Here is a 23,717-nt window from a genome sequence, read left to right as displayed (position 1 = left end):
CAGCCAAATTTAGCCAACCCCACTTTTAAAACTATCTTTAAATTTGCCCTACTCAAATATATTTTTATGCAAAATTTCCTCTAGCACAACCGTGGCATATGAGCCCTTTTGAAGTGTGAAATTTAAGCTAAAATGAGCGTTTTCTTCGTTGTATTTGTAGCTTGTATTTTCAAGATACGCCCAGTTAAAGCGCCTTGAGCCAGCGATCTTTGAAGTAAGCGAAAATGCCTCAGCGAAAATTTCATCCTCAAGCTCTTTTGCCACGCCGCTTGCCTCATAGGCCTTTGCACCGACTATAAGTCCAAGGCTTGTGATATCACGCTTAGCAAATCTTTGCGCCTCTTGATCTAAATTTTCACACAAAAAGAGCTTGCCAAATGGATAGTGCCCCAAAACCTCTCCTGGCAAAAGCTTAAAAAAGCTCTCCTGCGCCTTCATCGCCTTTAGATCATCCTTGCTAAAGTTTTTATAAATTTCGCCTAGCTCACTTAGGCTAAAGTCGCTTACAAACCTTGAAATTTCGACCCTTTTGCTAAGGTAGCGGTTGAAAAGATCGCTTTGATAGGCTGAGATCAAAAAGTCATTTAGCTTTACATTTTTGCTCTTTTTACCATTTATCGTGCCGTTTTTAAGTAGCTCAAGGCCAGTTTCAGCATTATCGCCAAATTTACCAAAGCGCTGATAGCCAAAGTAGTTTGCATAGCCCATTTTATCGATGCTGACAAATGCCTGCTCGAGCTTTTTAGCGCTACTTGGCAGCACCTTTTTTAGGCGGATAAAAAAGCTATTGCCCTTTAGATGTCCGATGCGAAGCTTGTTTTTATGCACGTTTAAATTTAAAATTTTCATCTTTTCATGGCTAAAGTTTGCAAGCGCACTCTCAAATTTACGAGGCATCGAGATAAACTGCGTCGTCATGCCCTGCTTGTCTTTTAGCCCAGCATAGCCAAAGTCGCGCATCTTAGCCCCAGTAACCTCGCTTAAAGCGTGCAAAGCATCACTTGTCGTCATATCTTTTTTAGAAATTTCAACGATCAAGTGCTCGCCGTCGCCACTAAATTCATAAAGTGGTATCTCGCGCACGACAAAATCATCTGAATTTTTAGAAAAATATGCCTCGATGGGCGCATGAGTAAGCGCATAGAGCGGCTTAAAAGTGGTGGCTTCTTGCATTTTGTCTTAACCTTTTGTGTGAAATTTTTGCAAAGATGTTGATCTTTGTCCTAGTTTTTGCAGCGATCCTTTTAATAGCGCTTAAATTTTTAGGACTAAAGGTAAATAAAACCTCGTACTCCTCGCCGCTACTAAGCTCAAATTTGCTTAGTTTTTTTGTAAATTTAGCGCCCTTTTTGCTAGCTTTTAAAAGCTTGCCAAGGTCGGTATTTAGCCCGTCTGAGATATCCATGGCGGAGTTTATAAGATGAGCTGCTTTGTAAAAAAACTTATCTCTTAAAACAGGCTTTTTAAATCGTGAGTTTTTAGAAATTTGAGCCAGTCTTAAAAGCGAGTTTAGCCCCTTTTGGCTGCCTCCAAGTTTGCCTGTAAATGCGATAAGATCGCCAAATTTAGCATTTTTCCTAAGCACAGCCCTGCCCTTTAGCTCGCCGATCACGCTAACGCTTATGTTTAAAATGGGGCTACTTATCGTGTCGCCGCCGATTATCTTTACGCCAAACTCCTCGCACGCCCTATTTATGCCCCTACTTAGCTCGTCTATCTGGTGCGGCGTGAAGCTCTTTGGCAGACTAAGCCCAAGAAGGGCAAACTTTGGCTTTGCATTCATCACGATCGTATCTGAAAAATTTACGATCATCGCCTTGTAGCCGGTCTCTTCAAGGCTTAGCCAGCCAAGCTTAAAGTGCGAATTTTGCGCAAAAATGTCCTTGCTAAAGACCATTTTGCCAGCAACCGCCGCATCATCGCCGATATATGCGTTACTAAAGCATGCAATCGTAAAATTTTCTTTATCCATTGAGCTATTATAATGAAACTCCTTTTAAATTTAGGATAAAATAAGCCCAAAAAAAGGATAGAGATGCAAAGAGTTGAGATTTTTAGATTTGACGCGAAAAGAGATGTTTTGGCATATTTTAAGCCCTATTTTTTAGAGATTTCAGACTTTGCAAACTTAAACGAGCTTTTTGCCCACGTAAAGAGCATAGACCCCTACTTTAGCCCATTTGAGGGCTTTGTCAAGGTAAATGACGTCGTAGTTAGCACCGCCCAGCCACTTGCAAATTTAGCTCAAAAACTTGGCAGCGAGCTTTGCATAGCCCCGCTTAATGAGAAAAGAGCGGTTTTAGATCTTGCCATAAATGATGATGATTTTTGGGCGAAATTTGAGCCATTTGCTAGCTTTTGTAAAAGAGCTGATAAAGAGCTATACGCTAGCTTTAAGTCCCATTTTTACGCTGATTTTGTGAAAGACTACGAGCCAAATTTTATAGGCGCGGCAGCGATAATGCTAGCTCATTATCTTTATAAAAATGAGAAAAATGATGAAATTTTAAAGCTAGTTAGCGGTAAAAACGGCGTTTTGATAGCCTGTGAGCTTGATGATTTGCTATTTGGTGGAAGTGAAATTTACAACGAAGCGATTAAATTTTTCAAAGAAATTTTAGGCATAAAAGCTGCGCAAAAATATGAAAATGAGCTTGAAAAGATAGAAAAACTTAGTAAATTTAAAGAGTTTAAGATAGTCATAAAAGACAGACTGCCTGCAAATTTAAGCGCATATAAGGCAAATTTTATAGAGCTAAACGCCAAAATGCCTTGTGGATATTATCTTTTAAAGGCCGATGAAGAGCTAGCTTGCAAACTTGCTAGCAAGATAGTTTTTGCTGCATTTGATAGTGGGGCTGACTTTTTACTAGCAAGCAATGAAGCGGAGTTTTATATCTTTGACACGCTAGCAAAAAAGCTTGAGAATTCTGCCAACAGAAGCTTGCAAGACTTTTATGTCCTAAGAGCGAGCGAGCTAATGGCACTTGAAAATGGCGAGATACCAAACGGGCTAAAAGAGCATGTTTTGAAGGTCGGTTTGGTAAATTTATAAGCTAAATTTACTACGTCAAATTTAAAGCATTATGGCATTCGTGCGATTTTTCAATCTTGTATTTAGGGTTTATAATTTTTCTAAAAAACAAAAATAAGTTATTTTAAACGCTTGATTTACCAAAAGCTGGCATAGCATATCTTTTTTTAAAAAAACGCACCTGTAATCTGCTAACTTTATTAAATTGAAAAGTTTTGACGCTTCTAGTTATTTAAATTTAAAAGTTTTTACACTCCTGATCTTTTGATTTTAGATGTTTTTATGCTCACATAACAGATCAAATTTAAATTTTTCTAGCACACAACTCTAAATTTTTACCTCTGGCAAGGCAAAATCATATTATTTTACGTAAATTTTTGTATATTATTTTTAGTATTTTAAGAAATTTGAAGTGCTAAATTTAAAAATCTGTAGTTACCGATGTAGTTTTCAAGCCAACCAGCCAACCAGCCAACCAGCCAACCAGCCAACCCAGAAAAACAGATAAATTTAAATAGAAATTTTATCTAGCACTTAAAAGCGGTCTTAAACTAAGCCATTTTTAAGCACAAAAACCGATCTTTTAAATTTAAAAGCAATTTTATCAAGCCAAAATGCTAAATCAAATTTAAAGCTTAATAATCAAGAGCTTCGTCTATACGGCCAAGAGCGAACTTGAGCGATCACGCTCTGGCTTTATGCGCCGATCGAGCCATTTTTAGCGATGGAGACGGCCAGCAAACAGGGCTAGCATTTCACAAGACTGCGACCAGCATAACCGCTTGAATATAACTACAAGGGTTGGGGGGGGGCTGAGCGCATTTTCTTGCCACTTTTGTGCACGAGCGTGCTAAAGCCACTAGGCTACAACCCTACCCAAATATCTCAAATTTATGAAACAGCTCTGGCTCATCTTTTACTACACCACGCCTAATAAGCTTAGCCACCACTTCACGCTCGCAGTCAGTTTGCATAGGCCAGCCACGAGTATAGCCCTCTAGCTCGTCCTTTATCGTCGCATCCACGCAGAAATTTTCACCATCTATGTAGATATCACGCAAAGCATCTATGTTATTTGTCACGCGCCAAAGCAGCATATATGGGTTTTCTAGGTAGTTTTGCATATCCACTACGACTAAAAGCTTGAAAAACTCCCTAAATTCCAAAAGCTTAGAAAATAGCTCTTTTACAGGGCGATCTTTTTCAAATTTCACCACGCAAATAGGCGTTTTACTCTGCTTTTTAAACTGCCTAAGCTCTTTAACATTTGGCAAAACGCTTTGAAATTTAGCCAAAAGCTCGTCATCACTTAAGACCTCAGGGCTAAATTTACAAAAGTCCTGCGTCGCGTCGATGCCTAGCTTACCACCAAAGCACGAGTTTGGACTGGCGTGATCGAGCTGGTCGCACACGCCTTGGCTTATCAGCACACTTTCGCTACCAAATTTATCAAGCACAAAGTCCGCAAATTTCTCATAGTCCTCAAGCGCAGGCCCCTCAACGCCCACGAAAATAGCATGCTTTACAAAGCTCATCTGCCCAACTCCCCAAAACGCGTGCATAGCCTGCTTTGCATGGGCTGGATAAAGGGCGTTGATCTTGGCCAGGATAAGATTGTGAAAGACGCCATTTTCAGGCATATTGTAGTCTAGTAGCTCTGGCACGGTCGTTCGCAAAAGTGGCAAGAAAATGCGCTCGGTCGCCCAGCCCATATACTTATCTTCAAGCGGCGGCTTGCCAACCACGGTCGCGTGAAAGACAGGGTCTTGCTTGCTCGTTATCGCCATGACCTCCATCACCGGAAACGGCTCAACTGGCGTGTAAAAGCCAGTGTGATCGCCAAATGGCCCCTCAAGCTCGCTCTTAGCAGTATCCACAAAGCCCTCGATCACGTAGTCGGCGTCGTGCGGGACGTAAATTTCATTAGTTAGCGACTTTACAAGCTTGGCTGGCTCTTTGCGGATGAAGCCGTAAAGTAGCAGCTCAAAGACACCCTTTGGCAGTGGCGCCTGACCGCACCAGATATAGAGGGGATCACCGCCGATCGCCACAGAGACTGGCATCTTACGGCCAGCGCGCTTATACTCGTGAAAGAAATTTGCGCCGTCTTTGTGGATCTGCCAGTGCATGCCAAGGCGATTTTTATCATAAATTTGCAGTCTATACATGCCTAAATTTTGCAGCGCACCATCTAAACTTTGCGTATAGACCTGCCCCATCGTGATAAAAGCGCCTCCGTCATGTGGCCAAGTCTTTAGCGCAGGCAGGCTCAAAAGATCAGCCTGCTCTCCAATAAATTTGACCTGCTGGCACTCGCCCTCGCCATTTAGCCTTTTGGTAAAAATTTTTCTCATGCTAAAAAGATAGGCCAAAAAGTCAAGCTTCTCTTTGAAATTCTCAGGTTTTTTGGGCTTTAAAAGCTTTTCTATCTCAGCTGCGATCTCATCAGGCTGCACGCCAAATATCAGCTCAAGCGCCCTTTTTGAGCCGTAGATATTTGTAAGCACTGGGGCAAATTTACGCCCAGTTTTTTTGCAGACTGGGTTTGTAAAAAGTAGTGCTTGTGAGCCTTCGCGCTTGACCTCGATATAGCTAGCGTGCGCGATCTCTAGGTCGATATCTACTGGCTCCTCGATCACCCTAAGTAGGCCATTATCTTTTAAAAGCTTGATGTAGTCCATATTTTTCCCTTAAATTTTTAAGGATGATAGCTAAAATTTGATAAAAAAGGCGATGCTAATATTTTGTTATTGCACGCAAAGGCAGTTTGTGTGGTGTTTAGTTTATTGTCTATTTTTATCGCAAAGATAATAAATTTATGCTCTATCATCTCGGCTAAAAAATGGCGGCAAAGCAGGCAAATTATTAAATTTAAAACTACTCTAGCAGCTCACCAAATATCTCTTTGCTATATTTCATAAAGCGCTCATTAAGCTTAACGTCCTTGGTATCTACGCAAATGAGACTATCTTGCACCTCAAAAATGATGCTCTTATCAGTGATCTTTACTCGTTTGCAAGCGTTGTAGCAAATGTCGCCATTGCACTCTGCATATAGGCCGTTTATCTCGGCGTTTTCGTCGTCACCCTTTTTTAGTTTGATCGGTCTTTGAAAGATTATGTAGTTTTTGTAGTTATATTTGTCGTCCGCAAGACCGATCATATAGTAGTTGTCTTTGCTATTTTTGGTGGCGTTTATGGCTTTTGCTTTAAAATTTAGCTCAAACACGCTTACGCCATCTCTTCAGCGCGTTTTAAAAGCTCTCTCGCCCCTTTTTCTATAAATTTATGCGCTAGCTCCTTGCCGATGCTTTGAAATTTATCTTTGCTAGTCTTTAAGCTATCTTTTATATACTCACTTCCATCGGGCAGACCAACGATCGCATCGATAGAAATTTCATCTCCTTTTAGCCTTGCGCTTATGCCTATTGGCACTTGGCAGCCACCTTCTAAAACGCTTACAAAGTCACGCTCTATGGTCGTTTCTATGACTGCATTTTCATCATTTAAAAAAGAGATCTCATCTAAAATTTGCTTCTCATCTCTGGCCTCTATCCCAAGAGCGCCCTGACCCATCGCAGGTATCATCTCGTCAAAGCCAAATGTGTAGATGTGTGCCACTTCAGCCTTGATATTTAGGCGGTTTATGCCAGCTATAGCCAAAATGATCGCGTCAAATTCGCCCTCTTTTAGCTTTCTAAGTCTAGTTTGCACATTACCTCGAAGCGAAATGATCTCAAGATCAGGCCTCATGATAAGCAGCTGCATCTTGCGGCGCAGGCTCGTTGTGCCGACTTTTGCGCCGTGCGGTAGCTCGCTAAATTTAGCAAATTTCTCACTTATCATCGCATCTCTAGTATCCTCGCGTGAGCAAATAGCCGCTAGTTTAAGCCCTTCTGGAAAGACTACTGGCACGTCTTTTAGGCTATGCACGGCGATGTCAGTCTCGCCTTTTAGCATGCTATCTTCAAGCTCTTTTGTAAAAAGCCCCTTACCGCCGATCTTGGCTAGTGGCGTGTCAAGGATCACGTCGCCCTTTGTCTTCATGCCCTCAAGCACAACCTTCACGCCCTTGTGCTGCGCCTCGATCCTAGCCTTGATATGCTCGCTTTGCCAAAGCGCTAAGATGCTCTTTCTAGTTGCTATTTTTATCTCTTTCATCATCTCTCCTAATTTACTCTTTTTGGCTCTTCGATGACCTCAACGTCGATGATCTCGCCATCATCTTTTTTAGTGCCCTGCTCGCTAAAATTTTGAAATTTAAACTCCTGATAGCTCTCATTTTTCGCCACATTTTTCTTAAACACTAAAGAAAAAATGACAACGGCTATACCAAAAATATCTGTCAAAATCCCTGGCAAAAAGAGCAGCGCTCCGCCAAAGCTAAGTCCTAGCTGACTAAATAAATTTCCACCAAGAAAGCTCTTAAACGCTACTTGAGGCGAATTTAAACTAGAAAATCCAGCATTAAAAAGAAGTGCGATGCCAACAAATCCAGAGACCAACACCTCAAGAAAGTAGTTTAAAAAGCCAAATTTATCTACAAAAAGATAGATAAACACCGCTTCTATCAAAAAAAACAAAAATGCAAAAAATCTCATAAGCTTTCTTTTATCTTTCTAAAGGCGTTGTTTGCCTCTATCGCCTCTTTGCTTAGCCCATCTCTCGTGATAAACTCAACCTTACCATTTGCAAATTCTTTACCCACGAGCAGTGCGTAAGGAAAGCCTATAAGCTCAAAATCATTCATCTTAACGCCAAATCTCTCGTTTCTATCATCGATAATGACGCTAACGCCAGCTTTTTTAAGGCTCTCATAAAGCTCAAATGCAAATTTCACGCCCGCTTCATCTTTTAAATTTGAGATGATGATCTCCACGTCAAACGGCGCGCACTCTTTTTTCCAGATGCAGCCCTTCTCATCGTGGCTAGCCTCTATCATCACAGCGATAAGCCTGCTTATGCCAATGCCGTAGCAGCCCATCAAAAATGGCTTTGCCTTGCCGTTTTCATCAAGATATGTCGCGTTCATCGCAGCAGAATATTTATCGCCTAGCTGAAAGATATGACCGACTTCTATGCCCTTGCTAAGCTTTAAATTTCCGCCGCAAACTGGGCATTTATCGCCCTCTTTTACCTTTACAAGGTCTTTAAATCTCTCTTCGTTAAATCCGCTAACACTAACGCCAACAAAGTGATAGTCCTTCTCGTTAGCGCCGCATATCATGTTATTTGCGCCCTTTAGCTCGTTATCTATGAAAAATTTAACATCCTTTAGCCCAACTGGCCCACAAAATCCAGCCACAAGCCCAGCTTTAGCCACGTCAGCCTCGCTAGCATCGACAAGCTCTAGCGCCTTGCAAGCATTTTGCGCCTTTGTCTCTTGAAGCTCGTCATCGCCCCTTACAAAAAAGACCACGACCTCCTCTTTATCCTCACAAATCGCCTTTTTCATAACAGCTTTTATGCAGTAAAACTCGCTAACTTTGAAAAACTCCGCCACATCTTTTATCGTTTTTGCATTTGGCGTTAGAAATTTAGCCGCGTCTGCCTCTGGCGCCTCAGCCTCGCTAACTCTTGGTTTGCGTCTTGCAGCCTCGACGTTTGCAGCGTATCTGCAAGCCTCACAGCAAAGTATGTCGTCCTCGCCATTACTTGCAAGCACCATAAATTCTTTACTGCCGCTACCGCCAATGGCTCCGCTATCAGCCTCAACAGCTCTAAAATTTAGCCCCAAGCGGGTAAAAATCTTACTATAAGTTGCCTCCATAAGGTCAAATTCACGCTTAAGATCCTCTTTGCTCGAGTGAAAGCTATAACCATCTTTCATCGTAAATTCGCGACCTCTTAGCAAGCCAAAGCGAGGTCTTGCCTCGTCACGAAATTTGGTGTTTATCTGGTATAAATTTAGCGGCAGCTGCTTGTAGCTAGTGACCTTGCCACGCACTAAGGCAACGGCTGCCTCTTCGTTTGTCGGGCTTATGACAAAGTCATTATCCTTTCTATCTTTAAAGCGCAAAAGCTCCTTGCCAAAGACATTGTAGCGACCACTTTGCTTCCAAAGCTCGCCTGAAGTGACCACGCTAAAGCTCACCTCTAGCGCGCCAGCCTCGTTCATCTCCTCTTTTACCACGCGCGAAATTTTATCATGCATAATCTTTCCAAGCGGCAGATAGTTATAAAGCCCAGAGCCGATCTGCTCGACAAAGCCACCTCTTATCAAAAACTGATGACTTGGTAAAGATGCATCTTTTGGCGCTTCTTTGGTCGTTGGGGCGTAAAATTTACTAAATTTCATCTATATCTCCTGCTTGAAAATTTTGTTCATCTTTTATGTCAAATAAAAATTTAACTCCGTTTGAAAGCTCGCTCGCTCTCTCCTCGTCTGCAAGCCCTTTTAGCTTCATAGTTGGCTGGTGTAAAAATGCTTTAAAGACCTGATGGATGAGCTTTTGCGCCTCATCGTAATCGCTATGTTTTAAATAGCCCTTTTTCATCGCCTTTTCTAGCTCGTTTTTAGCGCAAATTTCAGCCTGCTTGCGGATAGATTTTATAAGAGGCACGCTCATATCTTCTTTTAAAGTCTTTAAAAACTCGCTTGTATCTTGACCGACGATCGAGTAGGCCTTTTGCGCCTGCTCCTCTCTTAGGGCTAAATTTTTACGTACGATCTCCTCTAGGCTATCGACCGTATAGACGCTGATAAGCTCTGTGTTTAAAAGATCGATATCTCTTGGCACGGCGATATCAAAAAAGTATCTGTGAAATTCTCTTGGCTCGATGATCTCGCCTGTGATGATAGCGTGCGGGGCTGCAGTGCTTGAAAAGATGAGATCGTAGTTATTTACATACTCTTTTAGTTTTAATATGCTATCCCAACTCGCGTTATCTCCTAGGCTATCAACTAGCTGCTCGACGCGCTCAGAGCTTCTATTTATGATGATTACCTCTGCGCCGCTTGATATGAGGTGCTTTGCTGCTAGCTCGCCCATCTCGCCAGCGCCCACGACGATAGCCGTTTTACCTTCAAGCGTGCCAAAAATTTCTTTTGCTTTTGCCACGGCGACGCTTGAAACTGAGATTGGGTTTTTAGAAATTTGAGTTTCGTTTCTAACCTTGGCAGCGCACTTACATGCGTAGTGGATGATCTTGCTGATGTCTTCGCCACATGAGTTGTTATCATAAGCAAATTTAAAGGCATTTTTTAGCTGGCCAACGATCTGCGTTTCGCCAACGACTAGGCTATCAAGCGAGCTTGCCACGGCAAATAGGTGGTGAGCGGCACCGCTGTTTTCGTAGATGTCAGCTCTCTCATAAAGCTCATCTTCAAAAACGCCTGAAAATATCGACATGCACCTGATGATATGAGCAGTAGCGGCCTTTACATCCTCTACGCTTGCTATGATCTCGACGCGGTTGCAGGTATTTAGCACCATGCTCTCTTTTATGTTTTTGTTTGAGTTTATCAGCTTTAAAATTTGCTCTTTTTTATCGTCACTATCAAAGGCAAGCTTCTCTCTGACCGAAATATCAGTATTTTTATATGTAAAACTTATGTCTAAATAGTGCATCAAAATTCCCTATCTATCATGCTTTTTATGATCCCTTCAAGCTCGGCGTTTTTATACTCTTTTATCGCTTCTATTGCTTCAGCCCCAAGCCTTTTGGCTTCATTTATGGCTTTACTAAGCGAGCTAGTTTTATCAAAATTTTCTTTTAACCACGAAATTTCGTCCGCGTTTAACTTCTTTGCCCAAAGCGATCTAAGCTTTGTTTTACCAGCCTCGTCTAAGCTCTTATAAAGATATATGTAAGGAAGCGTTGTTTTGCCCTCGACAAAGTCGTTAAGCGCTGGTTTGCCAAGTGTTTTTTCATCTTGAGTGATGTCTAAGATATCATCAACGATCTGAAATGCAAGACCTAAATTTTTGCCATAAAGTCCAAATTTCTCGCTATCTTTGCCAGCTAGCTTTGCCCCGCAAATAGCCGTAGCTTCTATCAAAACAGCTGTTTTATAGTAGATCATTTTTAAATATTCTTGCTCGTTTTCATTAAAATTTTCAGCCATTTTAACATCCATTATCTCACCGATGCTTAGCTTACTGACCGCATCTGAGATGACAGCTGCGATGCTTGGGTCAAATTTTGTAAGCTCAAAATAAGCCTTTGAGTAAAGGATGTCGCCTAGCATGACTGAGTTTTTACTGCCAAAAAGTGCGTTTATGCTTGGTTTGCCGCGTCTTATATTTGCCTCGTCTATGACGTCGTCGTGCAATAAGCTTGCAAGGTGGATGAGCTCGATGATAGCGCAAAGCCTAAGCGAAATTTCGCTCTCGCCTGCGATCTTTAAAAGAAGTTTTGAGCGCAGCTTCTTGCCTGAGCTTATCTTTAAAAACATCTCAAACGCCTCTTTGTAGCCAAGCTCACTTATAAATTTACCCATTATTTCATCGATTTTATCCATTTTTATCCTTCTATTTAGCCTCATCTGGATCTCTAAAACCCACATCCACACGCTTGCTCTCATCTAGCAGAGCCACCCTAAAATGCGCCTTTTTATCCTTAAAATCAATAAACGATATATAAAGGCTTACGCTCTCATTTGGCGGCATCGTAAAATCAGGCAAAACTCGCTGCATGTAGGTATTTTGTCCTTGCCTTAGCGAAAAGACCATCTGCCTTGGATAGCGCCTAAAAAAGCTTTGCACAGTGATATTTGTGCTATCAAATAGCGTCCAGCGAAAGTCAAAAGTTTCAACCCTTTGGGTTCGCTTTTCAGTTATAAAGACCCTCGCCCACTCATCTTTTTTAAGCTCAAATATATGTACCGAATTTGGGTCAAAATTTGGCTCTTTGGCAAAGACAAGAGCAGCCAACAAAGCAATGAGTGCAAAAATCTTACTCATTTTGGCTTAAAATTTCTCCGCTAAGCTCGATATATAGGTCATTTACTCCGTTATAAATTTTATCTTGCTCTGAGACTATAAAATTTCTGATCTCATCTTCGCCAACGCCATGTTTTTCGCAAAGCTCACTCATAGCTACAAATTTATCAAAAATTTTATCTATCTCGTTTTTAACTAAAACGGCATTTGCGTTAAACAAAATGTCATAAAATTTATCCCTCGCACTGCCCTCAAATATATCTATCATTGCTATTTCTTTGAAAATTTCTTAAGATTATAGCCAATTAAAACTAAGTTAAAAATTTAATATTATCTCCCACGCCTCGCTAACATTTTTAGCGTTATAAGTCGCTGTTTTGCTCTCATCGCCAAATCCCCAGCTAACTTGCAAGAAAGGCATATTTGCATTTTTGGCAGCTAGCTCGTCTTTTAGGCTATCTCCTATAAAGATCGCCTTGCTGGCTCCAGTTTTACTAACAGCTAGATGAAGCATCGCAGGATCTGGCTTTTGCGGTATCTCTTTGCTAGCGCCGATAACCTCGTCAAATAGCTCATAAATTTCATTTTTCTTTAAAATTTTCTCTAGCGTATCGTGTGGTGCATTGCTTGCCAAAACGACTTCAAAGTGAGCCTCTTTGCACTTTTGTAAAAGCTCTTTTACGCCCTCATATGTAGTCGCACACTCATCGTAAAATTTCTTAAATTTCTCTTCAAAGCCCTCTTTTAAGCTCCTGCTTGGCGTGTCGATGCCGTAAAACTCAAGGGCTAAATTTCTACCTGGTTCATTGATCGCTTTTATGATAAATTCTTTTTCAAGTGGCGGCAAATTTAACTCATATCTCACTTCATTTACCGTTTTATATATCGCCTCGCCGCTATCGATCACCGTGCCATCCATATCAAAAATAACTACTTTCAATCCTCATCCTTAAATTTATTTTTATGTTTTTCTTTCTTATATGTCTTTTGATTTTTTAGCTTATCAAGTAGATTTGCCGCCTTTAAAAGCTCCTCTTTTGGCGCATTTTTGATAAGCAAATTTATAAAATTTTCTAGCGCCTTTGAGTATGGCTGATCAAGATAAACAGCCTCGACTTTTTCGATGACTTTCGCGTTTTTCTCCACTCTTTGGCGAAACTCAGTCTCGTCAAAGTCATCTCTTTTTAGCCCGTTTATCGCTGATTTTGCAAATTTTTCTAGCGCACGAAGATATTTTACACGCTTAAATTTGTCCGTGACTTGGTTCAAATTTTTCCTTTTTTTTTGGCAAATTATATCAAAATTTGATTTTATCCCCTAAATTTTGGCTTTGCTAATGTATAATTTACGCCAAAATTACTTAAACAAGGAGCAAGAATGAGGCAAGAAACCGCTGCGATCCACGTAGGCTACGATACAAACGAGGGCTTTGGCACGATGGCTGTGCCTATTTTTCAAAGCACAGCTTATGACTTTGGAAGTGCCGAGACGGCAGCTGCTAGGTTTGATCTAAAAGATAGTGGCTACATCTACACAAGACTTAGCAACCCAACGACAGATATCTTTGAAAAAAGGGTCGCCGCACTTGAAGGCGGAGCCGCTGCGATAGCTACTGCAAGCGGTCAGTCGGCTTTGTTTTACAGCATCATAAATTTAGCCCAAGCAGGCGATAATATCATCATCGCTAAGAAAATTTATGGCGGCACGACGGTGCTTTTTACGCACACGCTGAAAAGATTTGGCATAGAGGCTAGAGTCTTTGACAGCGACACTGCAGATGATCTGGAGAGTTTGATAGATGATAAAACAAGGGCTATATTTTTTGAAACGCTTTCAAATCCACAAATTTCTATCCCAAATATCGAAAAAATCGTAGAAATCGCAAACAAATATGGCATCATCAGCATCACCGATAACACCGTGCCAACGCCTATCATCTTTCAGCCACTTCGCCACGGCGTCGATGTTTGCGTGCATAGCGCTAGCAAATATATGAGCGGTCAAGGTCTTAGCCTAGCAGGTGTCGTTGTAAGTGCAAATCACCTAAACGAGAAGCTAAAAGGCAACAAGAGATATGAGCACTTTAACGTGCCAGATGCGAGCTATCACGACATCGTATATGCTGATATGACGGATCGTTTTGACATCTACACGCTAAGAATGAGGCTTGCCATCGTGCGCGACATCGGCGCTGTGATCTCTCCGTTTAACTCTTGGCAGCTCATACAAGGGCTTGAAACGCTCGCTGTTAGGGTTGAAAGACACTCTCAAAACGCGCTAAAAGTGGCTAAATTTCTAAACTCTCACAAGCATATAAAAAGCGTGGCATACCCAGGACTTGCCGACAACGTAGATCATGCAAAGGCACAAAAATACTTTAAAGACGGCATGGCAAATGGGCTATTTTGCTTTGAGACTGATAGCTTTGAGCGTGCAAAAAAGATGCTAGAGCGCGTAAAACTCTTTAAGATCGTAGTAAATATCGGTGATACAAAATCACTCATCACACACCCAGCCTCGACAACTCACCAGCAGCTAAGCAGCGAAGAGCTCATCAAAGCTGGCATCACAAAAGAGCTGATAAGAGTTAGTATAGGTCTTGAAAACGCCGAGGATCTGATAGCTGATCTGGCTCAAGCCTTAGAATAGAATTTTCTATTTTTTTCTAGCTCATTTTGGGCTAGAAATTTAAAATTTACTCAAGCTTGCCGCATATCCTCTCGCACTCTTTTGCATGCCTTATAAATTTTATAACGATATAGATGACAAGTAGCGGCACGCTTATATACCAAAATGCAAAAAAGGCGAGTATAAAAAACATAAATAAGAATGTTGTGAAATATACTAAGACAGCAAGGATGATATCATCAAGCATTTTGCCTCCCATTTTGCTAGTGTTTTGGTGATTTTATAAAAAGAAAAATAAAATGAGACTGAACGGATTTGTTTTGGCTCTAAAATTTGAGCTAAGTTGCAAGCGAAGTCAAATTTTAGTAGCCAACTCTTGCGAGTGAATGGAATTTTAAAATTTATAAATTAAAGTTTTTAAAAATTTAAAGTTTTGTTTCTTTGTTAAGGGGGAAGAGGCTTGAATTACGGTCTGCTTGCAGTTGCGAGCTTGCGAAGCAAAGAAGCTCCCCCTTAACAATCCCCTAACCCCGACGACGTTAGAGGTGCATGCCTCAGTGCTTCGCACTGCATGCGTTTTATTGAAATTCTAGTAAATTTTAAAATTTATGAGCGAGCATATCACGGCTCTAAATTTAGTGCTAAACGAAGTGCAGCCTAAATTTAGTAGTCTGCTAAGGCGAGTGAGTAAAGTTTTAAAATTTACAAAGAGAAATGAAATGTGGCAAGTTTTATCAAAATTTTAATAAGTCAAATACTTAATCGTATCTTGATAAAGCACTTGATTTTCGCATTGTATCAGTAATAGGTCATTTTCTTCAAAGATTGTTGAGCCAGTTGGCTTTTGATATTCGTTTTTACGCTTTATTAGGATTATTAAAAACTCAGTTGGAAGCTCAAGCTGAGCCAAATCTTTGCCAATTAGTTTTGAGCCATAGTGGATGGTATGCTGGCGAAGCGTGTAGCTTAAGATCGGCGAGTTTTCTACTGCCTTAACATCCTCTTGCTCACTCTCTTTAACCTTAAATTTATCAGCTGCAAAGCCAAGCGACATGCACTGTATCAAAATAGAAATCAAAACCATAAAAAATATAATGTTAAAAATCATATCCGCATCACGTACGCCATCGACATAAACATAGGTAGCTAGTACAACTGGCACGACGCCTCTTAGCCCAACCCAGGAGATAAAAATTTGCTCATTTATCTTAAATTTTGAAAATGCAAGCGATGCAAAAACACCAAGTGGTCTTGCAAAAAACATAAGCCATAAGGCCAAAACAAGCGCCATTAGTGCTGTTGCTGGAAGCTCGGAAGGATTTACCAAAAGACCAAGCGTCAAAAAGACAACTATTTGCAAGTCCAAGCGATACCATCGTGAAAACCGACTAAATTTTTCTTATGAGAAAACTCTTTTTTGTTTATAAAAATTCCAGCAATATAAACAGCCAAATAGCCATTGCCACCGATTTTAAAGCAAAGCGTATATAAAAGCAATATCCAAGCGATAGAAAAAACCGGATAAAGGCCCCAGCTTTTTAGACGAAGTCTATTAAAGATGGCTGGCAAAGCAACGCCAAATAAATAGCCCATAGCGATACCTATGCCAAACTGCTTAACAAGTGTGATCGCCCACTCTGACACACTTGGAGTGCTATTTAGTGAGATCATTTGAATGATCGTCATAGTTAAAAATATCGCCATTGGATCGTTTGAGCCAGATTCCAACTCAAGCAATGGCACAATGCTATTTCTAAGTGAAATTTTCTTGGCTCTTAGTATAGCAAAAACAGCTGCTGCGTCTGTCGAAGAGATAATGGAGCCTAGCAAAAAGGCTTCCGCCCAGGTAAAATCAAGCAGATATTTTGCTACTGGAGCGATGGCTAGCGCAGTTAAGAAAACACCAAGTGTAGCAAGCGCTAAACCTCTACCAAAGATAGGTTTAATCGCTGCAAAATCAGTATCTAGCCCACCAGCATAAAGTATAAAAATAAGTGCTAGCATGCCGACATTTTGAGCGATTGCTTGATCATCAAAATTTACGCCCAGCAAGCCATCTGAGCCAGCTAGCATGCCAACGCCTAAAAATATTATTAAAGATGGAATTCCAAATTTATCAGAGATCTTACTTAAAAGAATGCTAGTTATAAGCAAAACTGCAAAAAATAGTAGTAAATTTTCCAAATAAACTCCACAAAATTATATTAAATTATACTTTCAAAAACTTCAAATTTATCTTGATTTACAAGCATCTCAAGCAAGACACCATAGTTATCTTTTATCTCATCTTGAAGTTTTATAGCAAGCTCTTTTGCGTCTTTTCCATCTTTTGGATAGGTAACTACTAGATCGATCGGCTCAGCGTTTAAAAACTCTTGTATGCCTGTTAGTAGCTCGCTAGCGCCTCTTTCGTTTGTGCCGTGAAGCACGACTACGTAGTGTTCGTTTTCTATTATGACAACGTCTGTTTGCCTTAAAATTTTCTCAAAAATCTCGCCATATTCTTTACTATTTGGCAAAGAAAAATATATCAAAGATAAATTTTTCGCATAGTCCTTTACGTTTTTGTATCGCTTTATAAAAGCTATCTCAAGATCGATTATTGATAAAATATCAACTGCCGAGAAGATTTTTGCCGCCATTTTTACACTCTTTTTACTATTTTAATTTTACGCCGCTATTATATCTTGTAAATTTTCAAAAATAAAGACATTCATTCCATTTTTGTATTCATAGCCAAATTTTAGTCCATGAGCCTCAAGGATGTTGCTAACTATATATAAACCTAGACCAAAGCTCTTTTGCGCATCCTCGCCTTTGATAAATGGCTGGATGTAAAAGTCAAGGTCATTTTTTAGCTTCTCGCCTTGAGTTATAAATTTCATGTGATCCTTGCTAACCATGATATTTACGTGCTTATCGGTTGAATACTTTATGCCATTATCTATCATATTTTTTATAGCGACTGAAAATAGCTTAAAATCAACCATCACCCTAACCTCATCAAGCTCGCTAATGCCAACATGCTCCTTTTCAACCATTGCTATATCGATAGCCTCATCGATGAGATCTCTCATAAGGCAAGGCGTTTTATTTGTAAGTCCTATCTTTGAAGTGATCTGCTCGATTGCTGCAAGCTCGTTTATCAAATTTTCAAGCTTATGAAAGACGGAGATGAGCCTCTCTTGATTTTTACTTTTTTCTATCATTTGAGCGGCGATCAGCCCCTTTGTGATAGGTGTTTTTAGCTCGTGCATGATATTTCTTAAGAAAAGATGCCTTGAGTCATTTAGTGCTTTGATCTGACAAACAGCCTCATAAAATGCCTCTGAAACCTCAGAAATTTCATCCTTGCCGTTGCCGACATTTTGCACGCCGTTTAGCTCACCATTTGCAAATTTCACGATCTGACGCTTTAGCTTTCTAAGCGGCTTTATCTTATAGATGACAAAGATATAAGCAGCCAGCAAAATGACCGCAACTACCAAAAACACGGCCTTTATCACCTCGTATCTGTAAGGCTGAAATTCTTTATCCATCAAAAGTTTTAGCTCGTCTAAATGCTCGATCTTTAGGTAGTGATGCTTATCATAAAGCAAGATCGCACTTGATCCTAGATCACTTGAAATTTCTTCTAAAACGGCTGCATTTTTTAAAATTTCTTCTTTTTCATTTTTAGCTGTGATCTCTGGCATGTCGATGTTTGAGAGCTGGCGGTCATACTGAGCTTTGTTTATGATGCCACCCATGTAGAGCAAATTTGTCCTAGCGACGTTTGAGTATTTGTTATTTAGCTCTCTTGTGTAGTTTTGTTTATCAAAGCCCATGAGCCACAAAAACGCCAAAAATATCGAAACGAGCGCAAGCCCAAAGATAAACGTTATCGTGATAAATATAGAAGATCTTGGCATCAAAGAACCAACTTATAGCCGATGCCGCGGATCGCGTGGATGTATTTTGGCTCTTTTGGATTTTCATTTAGTTTTTGGCGAATTCTGCCAATGATAACGTCAATACTTTTGTTTGAGCTATCTTCATTTATACTCTCGCAGTTGTAGATGAGCTCCTCTCTAGTGACCGCTCCACCCTCTTTTTGAAGCAGATATTTTAAGATGTCATACTCCGCTGCGGTTAAATTTAGCACGCTTCCTTTAAATAAAATTTCTCGCTCAAATTCTTTTAAAACTAAGTCTTTGTTTAAATTTCTTGCCTCATTTGCAGGAGCTATGCTCTGCCTTCTTAGATGGCTTTTTATACGAGCAAGAAGCTCTTGTGGGTCATAAGGCTTTGGCAGATAGTCATCCGCGCCGTTATCTAGGGCATTTACTTTGTCCGTTATATCGTGCCTTGCGCTTGAGATGATTATAGGGATGTTGTGCTTTTTTCTTATCTCTTTGCACACCTCTAGTCCGTCCATGCCAGGGAGCGTAAGATCAAGGATAACTAGGTCAAATTCGCTTGTGTTTAAAGTAGATAGTCCGATATATGGCTCCTCAGCCGTCGTTACTTTTATGTCGTAGTTTTCTAGGTATTCTGTTAAAATTTCAGCAAGCTCCATATCATCTTCTATCATTAAAATTCTAGTCATGATCTTTCCTGATGTAAATTTATTTTTAAGGATTATAGCAGATAAAGGTTTTAAAAATTTAAAAGAGTTAAGAGCTGAAATTTCAGCTCTTAAGTAGTTATTTTATAACAAGGCCTTGCATGATGCCACCGCGGTTTATCCACACTAGCGTCTTTTTGCCTTTTGCGTTTTTGACTGTGCTTGCAAATGTTTGAAGATCTTTTATACTCTCTTCGCCAACTTGAACGATCACGTCGCCCTTTTCAAAGCCAAAGTCTTCAGCTTTTGAGCCAGATTTTACGTCAGTTACAAGCACGCCTTGAGTATCTGGGCTGATCTTATATTTAAATCTTATCTCATCGCTTAGATTGCTAACGCTAAGACCTTCGATGATGACGCTTTTTGTCGCATCTTTTGCGTTGTGATCCATATTTACAAGCTTGATTTTTGTATTCATCACTTTATTTGATCGCTCGTAAGTTATATCAACGCTGCTATTTGGAGTTAGTGAGCCGATGAAATTTTTAAGATCATTTGCGTTTTTGATAGCTTTGCCGTTTGCTGAAATGACCAAGTCGCCTCTTTTTAGCCCTGCTTCATCTGCTGGCATGCCCTGCTCTACGCCGCTTATTAAAGCACCTTCTTTATTTGTATAAAGCTCTTTTTGCTCATCGGTTAAATTTGCTATCGTAACGCCGATAAATCCACGCTCGATCTTACCGTCAGTTATTAGCTTTTTAGCGATATCTTTTACCATATTTGATGGTATGGCAAATCCTATGCCGTTGTTACCACCACTTTTTGAAAGTATGGCTGAGTTTATACCGACTAAATAGCCCCTGCTATCAACCAAAGCGCCGCCTGAGTTGCCAGGGTTTATAGAGGCGTCTGTTTGGATGAAATTTTCATATTGATTAAGTCCGATATCATCTTTGTTTAGCCCTGAAACGATGCCTTGAGTGATGCTCTCGCCTACGCCAAAAGGATTGCCTATAGCAAAGACTACGTCCGCGTCAAGTAGCTTTGACGAGTCAGCAAATGTTATCGCATTTAGCCCATTTGCCTCTATCTTTATGACGGCTAGATCAGTCTTTGGATCGCTGCCTATTAGCTTCGCTTTATACTCCTTGCCGCCCTTTGCCAAGGTCACAACGATCTGGTCGCTATCTTCGATGACGTGGTTGTTTGTAACGATGTAGCCGTCATTTGAGATGATGACGCCAGAGCCAAGAGAGGTTGTCTTTTCTTTCTCTTTTGGTTTTGCAAAGTTAAATCCAAAAAATTCATTAAAAAACGGGTCATTAAACATTTGTTCAATGCCTGCATTACTTACTGTTTTTGTAGTTGAGATATTTACAACTGAAAGTTTTGCCTGAGCGATAGAGTCATAGTATGATAGCACACTATTTTTATCGCTTAACGGCGAAACTCTAGTTACATCTTGGTTTGCTTCGTTAAATTTAATATCAGCTCCCATTAGCAAAGAAGCCGCTGCTAATGAAATTAGCATAAATTTTTTCATTTTTTTCCTTTAAATTGAAAATGTCTTGAAATTATAAATAGAGCTTAAAAATAAAATCTTAACGCTTTTTTCTCCTTTGTAAATAAAAATAAACTTGACTTGCATAGACTAAAGTTTTATGATATAATCCGTGTCAAAAAACATAAGGAGAATATATGAGCGAAAGCTTATATGAAACTTTAGGAGTTTCAAAAGGCGCATCAAGCGACGAGATAAAAAAAGCTTATAGAAAACTTGCTAGAAAGTACCACCCAGACATCAACAAAGACCCTGGAGCAGAGGATAAATTTAAAGAGATAAACGCTGCTTATGAAATTTTAAGTGACGAGAAAAAACGTGCCCAATATGATCAATACGGCGATAATATGTTTGGCGGTCAAAATTTCCACGACTTTGCCAGAGGTTCAGCCGATATGGGCGATCTAAACGATATCTTGAAAAACATCTTCTCAGGCGGATTTGGCGGAGGTGGCGCTAAATTTAGTGGTGGCTTTGGCGGAGGTTTTGAAGGATTTGAAGGCTTTGGCGGAGGTGGATTTGGCTTTGGCGGAGCTGATCTAGACGTAAATGCTAAAATTTCTATACCATTTGACGTAGCTGTAACTGGCGGCGAACATAAGATAAATTTTAATGGCGAAAGCATCAAGATAAAGATCCCAAGCGGCATAGAAGGCGGCGAAAAACTTCGCATAAAAGGCAAAGGCAAGAGTGCTGGCGGTCAAACTGGTGATCTTATACTTGCCATTAGCGTTGAACCAAGTGACGAGTACGAAAGAGTCGGCGATGATCTTTATAAAGATGTAGAAATTCCACTAAAAACTATGCTCTTTGGCGGTAAGATAAATGTGCATACATATAAAAAAGATGTAACCATTAAAATCGCTGAGAACTCAAAAACAGGCACAAAGATCCGCTTGAAAGGATACGGCGTGCAAAACAGAAAGAGCGGAATTTATGGCGATCTTTACTTAAAAGCTAGGGTAAAACTTCCAAATATCAGTGAGCTTGACGAGGGCTTAGTAAAAGAGTTAAAAGAAAAATTACCGGAGTAAAAAATGCAAAATTACGAAGAACCACTTTTTTTAATAAGCGTTGTAGCAAAGGTTTTAAGCATACATCCACAAACTTTAAGACAATACGAAAGAGAGGGACTAGTTGAACCCTCAAGAACAGATGGCAAGATGAGACTCTACTCGCAAAAAGACGTTGATCGTGTAAAAACGATACTAAATTTAACCCGCGAACTTGGCGTAAATTTAGCAGGTGTTGATGTGATACTTCAGTTAAAAGAGAAAATTGACGATTTAGAAGCAACTATTGATGAATTAAATAAAAAATTACACGAAGCTACCAGTCAAACTAGCACCAAAAGATCGCTAGTAAAGAGAAAAAGTAGCTTTGATCTTGTATTTTACGAAGGCAAAAAATAATATATGGAACAAATTTTAGAAGGCTTCTTGCTTGTCGCTGCTATCTCAGTCGCGTTAAACGTCATATTTAAGAAATTTCAGATACCAACCATCATTGGCTACATCGTAACCGGCACGCTTATATCTGAGTTTTTCAATCTAAAAAGCAACGATGAAATTTCTCATATCGCGGAATTTGGTATCGCATTTTTGATGTTTACGATCGGACTTGAGTTTAGCTTTAAGCACCTGATGAGCATGAAAAAAGAGGTCTTTCTAAATGGCGGTCTGCAAGTTTGCTTAAGTGGCTTTGTGATGGGCGTGATGCTTTACTACGCGCTTCATCTAAAGGACGAGACAGCGCTTATAGCTGGTCTTGCCTTTGCTCTATCATCAACTGCGATCGTGCTAAAAACACTAAATGACAATGGCGATGTGAGTAAAATTTATGGTAGAAAGGCGCTTGGAATTTTGCTATTTCAAGATATCGCCGTTATCCCTATTTTGCTTATGATAGATATGTTTAGCTCGCAAGATGCCTCTATAAATGAGCTTTTGCTAAAGACATTTACGAGTGCGGTTATCCTTATCGTTGTGCTATTTTTGCTCGGCAAATACGTCATCAACTGGATATTTTACAAAGTCGTTCAGACAAACTCTCAAGAGGTCTTTATAGCCACGATCCTCTTTTTGGTCGTTGGCGCCAGCACGCTAGCTCACTTCTTTGGCTTTTCATACTCTCTTGGTGCGTTCTTAGCTGGCATGATGATGGCAGAGACACAGTATAAGCACCAGATCGAGGTCGATCTCATACCTTTTAGAGATCTGCTTCTTGGACTATTTTTCATAACCGTTGGCATGCAGATAAATTTTGTAGTCGTGCTTTCAAATATCTGGCTAGTTTTAGGTCTAGTCTTTAGCATAATGGTCGTAAAAGCCATCGTTGTTTTTGCCGTTTTAAATATCTACTTAAAACGCAGGGTCGCTGCTAAGACCGCGCTTAGCGTCTGCCAGATCGGAGAATTTGCACTGGCTGTCTTTGGGCTAATGACTACAAGAAATTTACTTGATGTCCAAACAGCTCAAATTTTCATCGCAGCCTCTGTTATATCGATGTTTGCAACACCTTTTATACTTAAAAAGCTTGATGTCTTAGCTGATCTTGTAGAGCGTGAGGTAGTAGTTGAGTCAAACGAGACCTTAAAACCACAAAAACTAAAAAATCACATCGTGGTCTTTGGCTATGATAGGCTTGGTCAAGAGGTGGTTTTAAGGCTAAAAGAGACAAAGCTTTTATACATCGTGCTTGATAATGATATCAGCCTAGTTGAGCTTGGTAGGAGCCGCGGGGAAAATGTATTTTTAGGAAACGTGCTTCAAAGCAACACCCTTGAAAATGCCTGCTTAGACGACGCAGCGGCCGTTATCATAACAGTTAGCAACGAGCAAAGAGTTGAGCTGATCGCACAAAAGATCAAAGACTACGGAGCAAATATCCAAACGATCATCAAAGCAAATGGCGAGGGCAACAAAGATATCTTTGGCGAGCTAGGCGAGAATTTCCACCTTATAAGCGAGGAGCGCGTCATGGCAAAAACACTTGTTCACGAAGCCCTTCAGTGTAAGATCGACCACGACGTAAGAGCGTAGTAAATTTAGCTTCTTAAAACACG

23 protein-coding genes and 1 pseudogene are annotated in these 23,717 nt (G+C 40.3%); 5 read left to right on the top strand and 19 right to left on the bottom strand.

What is annotated here, in order from left to right; all coding sequences use genetic code 11:
- Nucleotides 1–48 precede the first annotated feature (48 nt).
- Both truD and CYO90_RS03245 read right to left on the bottom strand, forming a co-directional pair.
- On the bottom strand, nt 49–1,173 hold the full coding sequence (gene truD, locus CYO90_RS03250; protein WP_103578425.1) for a tRNA pseudouridine(13) synthase TruD: 1,125 nt from the start codon (nt 1,171–1,173) through the stop codon (nt 49–51).
- Entirely contained in the window at nt 1,151–1,972 is an 822-nt protein-coding gene (locus CYO90_RS03245) for a thiamine-phosphate kinase (protein ID WP_103578424.1), read from the bottom strand. Before CYO90_RS03245 ends, truD begins: the two co-directional genes overlap by 23 nt.
- Nucleotides 1,973–2,035: 63 nt before the next feature.
- On the opposite strand from CYO90_RS03245, the gene CYO90_RS03240 reads away from it, so the two are divergent.
- Nucleotides 2,036–3,055 carry a hypothetical protein gene (locus tag CYO90_RS03240; RefSeq protein WP_103578423.1) on the top strand — a complete coding sequence of 340 codons (1,020 nt, stop codon included), beginning with the start codon at nt 2,036–2,038 and terminating at the stop codon, nt 3,053–3,055.
- An 851-nt stretch (nt 3,056–3,906) separates the two neighbouring features.
- On the opposite strand, the gene CYO90_RS03235 is transcribed toward CYO90_RS03240, so the two are convergent.
- The 11 genes from CYO90_RS03235 to CYO90_RS03185 all read right to left on the bottom strand — a co-directional run bounded on the left by CYO90_RS03235 (nt 3,907) and on the right by CYO90_RS03185 (nt 13,187).
- Nucleotides 3,907–5,715 carry a menaquinone biosynthesis decarboxylase gene (locus CYO90_RS03235; RefSeq protein WP_103578422.1) on the bottom strand — a complete coding sequence of 603 codons (1,809 nt, stop codon included), beginning with the start codon at nt 5,713–5,715 and terminating at the stop codon, nt 3,907–3,909.
- 196 nt (nt 5,716–5,911) lie between these two features.
- Nucleotides 5,912–6,262: an Imm10 family immunity protein gene (locus CYO90_RS03230; RefSeq protein ID WP_103578421.1), complete on the bottom strand. Its 351-nt coding sequence runs from the start codon at nt 6,260–6,262 to the stop codon at nt 5,912–5,914.
- 2 nt (nt 6,263–6,264) lie between these two features.
- A complete protein-coding gene (gene hemC, locus CYO90_RS03225) occupies nt 6,265–7,194 on the bottom strand; it encodes a hydroxymethylbilane synthase (RefSeq protein ID WP_103578420.1) in 930 nt (309 codons plus the stop codon).
- Nucleotides 7,195–7,202: 8 nt separating this feature from the next.
- Nucleotides 7,203–7,634 (bottom strand): FxsA family protein, encoded by a 432-nt coding sequence (locus CYO90_RS03220; protein ID WP_103578419.1) that lies wholly within the window; start codon nt 7,632–7,634, stop codon nt 7,203–7,205.
- Nucleotides 7,631–9,331 (bottom strand): proline--tRNA ligase, encoded by a 1,701-nt coding sequence (locus CYO90_RS03215; protein ID WP_103578418.1) that lies wholly within the window; start codon nt 9,329–9,331, stop codon nt 7,631–7,633. Before CYO90_RS03215 ends, CYO90_RS03220 begins: the two co-directional genes overlap by 4 nt.
- A complete protein-coding gene (hemA, locus tag CYO90_RS03210) occupies nt 9,321–10,604 on the bottom strand; it encodes a glutamyl-tRNA reductase (protein ID WP_002940193.1) in 1,284 nt (427 codons plus the stop codon). Before hemA ends, CYO90_RS03215 begins: the two co-directional genes overlap by 11 nt.
- Nucleotides 10,604–11,497: a polyprenyl synthetase family protein gene (locus CYO90_RS03205; RefSeq protein WP_103578417.1), complete on the bottom strand. Its 894-nt coding sequence runs from the start codon at nt 11,495–11,497 to the stop codon at nt 10,604–10,606. The genes hemA and CYO90_RS03205 overlap by 1 nt, the downstream gene beginning before the upstream one ends.
- Before the next feature lie 10 nt (nt 11,498–11,507).
- Entirely contained in the window at nt 11,508–11,939 is a 432-nt protein-coding gene (locus CYO90_RS03200; RefSeq protein ID WP_103578416.1) for a hypothetical protein, read from the bottom strand.
- Entirely contained in the window at nt 11,932–12,186 is a 255-nt protein-coding gene (locus CYO90_RS03195; protein ID WP_103578415.1) for a DUF2018 family protein, read from the bottom strand. Before CYO90_RS03195 ends, CYO90_RS03200 begins: the two co-directional genes overlap by 8 nt.
- Nucleotides 12,187–12,234: 48 nt before the next feature.
- Nucleotides 12,235–12,858: an HAD family hydrolase gene (locus CYO90_RS03190; RefSeq protein WP_103578414.1), complete on the bottom strand. Its 624-nt coding sequence runs from the start codon at nt 12,856–12,858 to the stop codon at nt 12,235–12,237.
- Nucleotides 12,855–13,187 (bottom strand): hypothetical protein, encoded by a 333-nt coding sequence (locus CYO90_RS03185; RefSeq protein WP_002940272.1) that lies wholly within the window; start codon nt 13,185–13,187, stop codon nt 12,855–12,857. The genes CYO90_RS03190 and CYO90_RS03185 overlap by 4 nt, the downstream gene beginning before the upstream one ends.
- A 108-nt stretch (nt 13,188–13,295) precedes the next feature.
- Between CYO90_RS03185 and CYO90_RS03180 the strand changes: the two genes are divergently transcribed.
- Complete coding sequence (locus tag CYO90_RS03180; protein WP_103578413.1) at nt 13,296–14,567, top strand: O-acetylhomoserine aminocarboxypropyltransferase/cysteine synthase family protein; 1,272 nt, start codon at nt 13,296–13,298, stop codon at nt 14,565–14,567.
- A gap of 46 nt (nt 14,568–14,613) precedes the next feature.
- Here CYO90_RS03180 and CYO90_RS03175 read toward each other — a convergent pair whose 3' ends face one another.
- From CYO90_RS03175 to CYO90_RS03150, 6 genes and pseudogenes are all read right to left on the bottom strand, one after another.
- Nucleotides 14,614–14,793 (bottom strand): transformation system protein, encoded by a 180-nt coding sequence (locus CYO90_RS03175; protein ID WP_103578412.1) that lies wholly within the window; start codon nt 14,791–14,793, stop codon nt 14,614–14,616.
- 495 nt (nt 14,794–15,288) lie between these two features.
- Nucleotides 15,289–16,730 (bottom strand): annotated as a pseudogene (locus CYO90_RS03170) (potassium/proton antiporter).
- A 20-nt stretch (nt 16,731–16,750) separates the two neighbouring features.
- On the bottom strand, nt 16,751–17,188 hold the full coding sequence (locus CYO90_RS03165; RefSeq protein ID WP_103578411.1) for a pyridoxal-5'-phosphate-dependent protein: 438 nt from the start codon (nt 17,186–17,188) through the stop codon (nt 16,751–16,753).
- Nucleotides 17,189–17,215: 27 nt separating this feature from the next.
- Nucleotides 17,216–18,457 (bottom strand): ArsS family sensor histidine kinase, encoded by a 1,242-nt coding sequence (locus tag CYO90_RS03160; RefSeq protein ID WP_103578410.1) that lies wholly within the window; start codon nt 18,455–18,457, stop codon nt 17,216–17,218.
- A complete protein-coding gene (locus CYO90_RS03155; protein WP_002940190.1) occupies nt 18,457–19,134 on the bottom strand; it encodes a response regulator transcription factor in 678 nt (225 codons plus the stop codon). The genes CYO90_RS03160 and CYO90_RS03155 overlap by 1 nt, the downstream gene beginning before the upstream one ends.
- A 97-nt stretch (nt 19,135–19,231) precedes the next feature.
- Nucleotides 19,232–20,635: a Do family serine endopeptidase gene (locus CYO90_RS03150; protein ID WP_103578409.1), complete on the bottom strand. Its 1,404-nt coding sequence runs from the start codon at nt 20,633–20,635 to the stop codon at nt 19,232–19,234.
- A gap of 155 nt (nt 20,636–20,790) precedes the next feature.
- Between CYO90_RS03150 and CYO90_RS03145 the strand changes: the two genes are divergently transcribed.
- The 3 genes from CYO90_RS03145 to CYO90_RS03135 are packed head-to-tail and all read left to right on the top strand — an operon-like array spanning nt 20,791 to nt 23,694.
- Complete coding sequence (locus tag CYO90_RS03145; protein WP_009293707.1) at nt 20,791–21,687, top strand: DnaJ family protein; 897 nt, start codon at nt 20,791–20,793, stop codon at nt 21,685–21,687.
- Nucleotides 21,688–21,690: 3 nt separating this feature from the next.
- Nucleotides 21,691–22,065: a heat shock protein transcriptional repressor HspR gene (locus CYO90_RS03140; RefSeq protein ID WP_009293705.1), complete on the top strand. Its 375-nt coding sequence runs from the start codon at nt 21,691–21,693 to the stop codon at nt 22,063–22,065.
- Nucleotides 22,066–22,068: 3 nt separating this feature from the next.
- Nucleotides 22,069–23,694, top strand: coding sequence for a cation:proton antiporter (locus CYO90_RS03135; RefSeq protein ID WP_103578408.1), 1,626 nt, complete (start codon nt 22,069–22,071; stop codon nt 23,692–23,694).
- The last annotated feature ends 23 nt before the right edge of the window (nt 23,695–23,717 follow it).

The organism is Campylobacter concisus (assembly GCF_002913745.1).
Taxonomy (GTDB): domain Bacteria; phylum Campylobacterota; class Campylobacteria; order Campylobacterales; family Campylobacteraceae; genus Campylobacter_A; species Campylobacter_A concisus_R.
The sequence above is the reverse complement of the archived record's forward strand: the minus strand, read 5'-3'. Positions and strand labels throughout refer to the sequence as shown.